A 1,762-nucleotide genomic window follows, 5' to 3' on the forward strand; every position below is an offset into this window, starting at 1 on the left:
GCCCGTCGTGCGAGCACCAGTTCGCCGTCGACGTCGCTGGTGGGCGCCTGGGGGAATAGAGACGTACGCGCCCGACCGGCTCTACGAGGAGGTCGCGTACATCGCCTATCACTTCCACTGGCCGCTGGACGACCTGCTCGACCTGGAGCACCGGGAGCGGCAACGCTTTGCGCACGAGATCGGAATGATCAACCAACGAATCGATCGAGGACGGTGACCGGTGGCACGCTGGTGGCCCTGGGGCGGATCCGCTCCCGAGCCGGCCACGACGCCGGCCGCGCCCGCCGGCGCGCCCCCGGGAGCGGCGGTGCCGCCGGTCCCGGCGCCCGCCCCGGTGCAGCGGGCGGCCTGGCAGGACCTGCCGCCGCTGCCCCACGTGCTCACCCCCACCCCGCCGATCGCGCCGCTCGACGCCTTCACCGCATCCCTGGCCACTCGGCAGGACCCCAGCTTCCTGGCCCCTCTCGGGCATCTGGTGGACCCGGACGGGCCGAGCGGGCACGTGGACGGGCTGGCCCGCGCCGAACCGCCGCGGACCGTGACGGCCGGCCCGGACCTGCCGGTGGCGGCCGCGCGGAAGCGGGCGCCCGAGCCCTCCGCGGGCCAGCGGCTCAGCGAACCGCGGAGGCGCTCCGGTGCGGCGGCGTCCGGCTCCGACGATGGGCCGCCGGCCGGGCCGCCCGCGACCGGGATCGGCGACCCGGGTTTCGGCGACCCGGGCGGCCAGGCGGTCGGTGACGTCCTCGCCGAGCCGGCGCCGGCATCCGGATTCGATCCCGCTCCCGCGGACGGGTCGCCCGCCTGGTCGCTGCTCGCCGTGCCGCCGACCGCTCCCGCGGTCCGCACGGCTGCGCTGCTGTCGGCGCCACCGCAGGCCCCGGTGACGAACCGGCCCGTGGTTGCCGCACCCGTGCTCGCCGGGCCGGCGGCCGGTCCGTCACCGGCCCCTGCGGTGCAGCGGGTGCCGGACGACGATCCGGCGACGGGGTCGAGCGGGACGGATCCGCCGGGTGCGGGCCCGGTCCCCACCGGTGGCACGACGGCGCCGCTGCTCGGGCCGGTCGGCCCGCCGGTGGTGTCGCGATCCGCCGACGGCGTGCCGGACCCGGGCCCGGCCGCCCGGCGATCCCTGGTGGCCGACGTCGCGCCGGTCGACGGGCACGTCGCGGATGCCCCACCGGCGGCCCCGGACCCGATGCCCGCCGCCGTCGCACCGCTGGCGGTGATGCCCACGCTGTCCGCTCCGGCCGCCCCGCCGTCGGCCGCCCCGCCGTCGGCCGCCCCGCCGTCGGCCGACCGGTCGCCGGCCGATCCTCCGTCCGGACCGCCGTCGTCCACGTCGATGCCATCCGGCGGGCCGGTGTCGGCCCCGCTGCCGTCGCCGTCGGTGCAACGCCACACCGGATCGCCGCTCCCGGCCCGGGCCGACCGTCCGGCGGACGCGCCCGCCCGCGGGCCCGGCCTGGGCGCGCCGCTGACCGCGGTGCCGGCCCGGCCGGACCACACGGTGGTGTCGGAACCGGCGCCCATGGACTTCGCCACGATCATGCGGATCATCGACTCCGCGGCCGCCACCGGATCGACCGAGATCACCCTGCCGCAGCCGGCGACGGAGCCGATCGGACCGGTCACGGCGGGCCGTCCCGTCGCGCCGACGCTCGGCGGTCCGGGTCGGACCCCGGCCGCGCGGCCGGCCGGGCTCGGCGCGCCGTTGGTCTCCGGGGTCGCGCCGACCGGGGTGCAGCGCACGGCGTCGTCGCTG

Annotated in this window: 1 protein-coding gene and 1 pseudogene; both read left to right on the plus strand. The window is 79.1% G+C overall.

The window, feature by feature from the left end; translation table 11 throughout:
• Positions 1-55: 55 nt before the first annotated feature.
• Entirely contained in the window at positions 56-217 is a 162-nt protein-coding gene (locus ACOJUF_RS13690; RefSeq protein WP_420122389.1) for a DUF6760 family protein, read from the plus strand.
• 3 nt (positions 218-220) lie between these two features.
• Positions 221-1,762, plus strand: a pseudogene (locus tag ACOJUF_RS13695) (hypothetical protein); the annotation flags it as partial.

The organism is Nakamurella sp. (assembly GCF_048594475.1).
Classification (GTDB): Bacteria; Actinomycetota; Actinomycetes; order Mycobacteriales; family Nakamurellaceae; genus Nakamurella.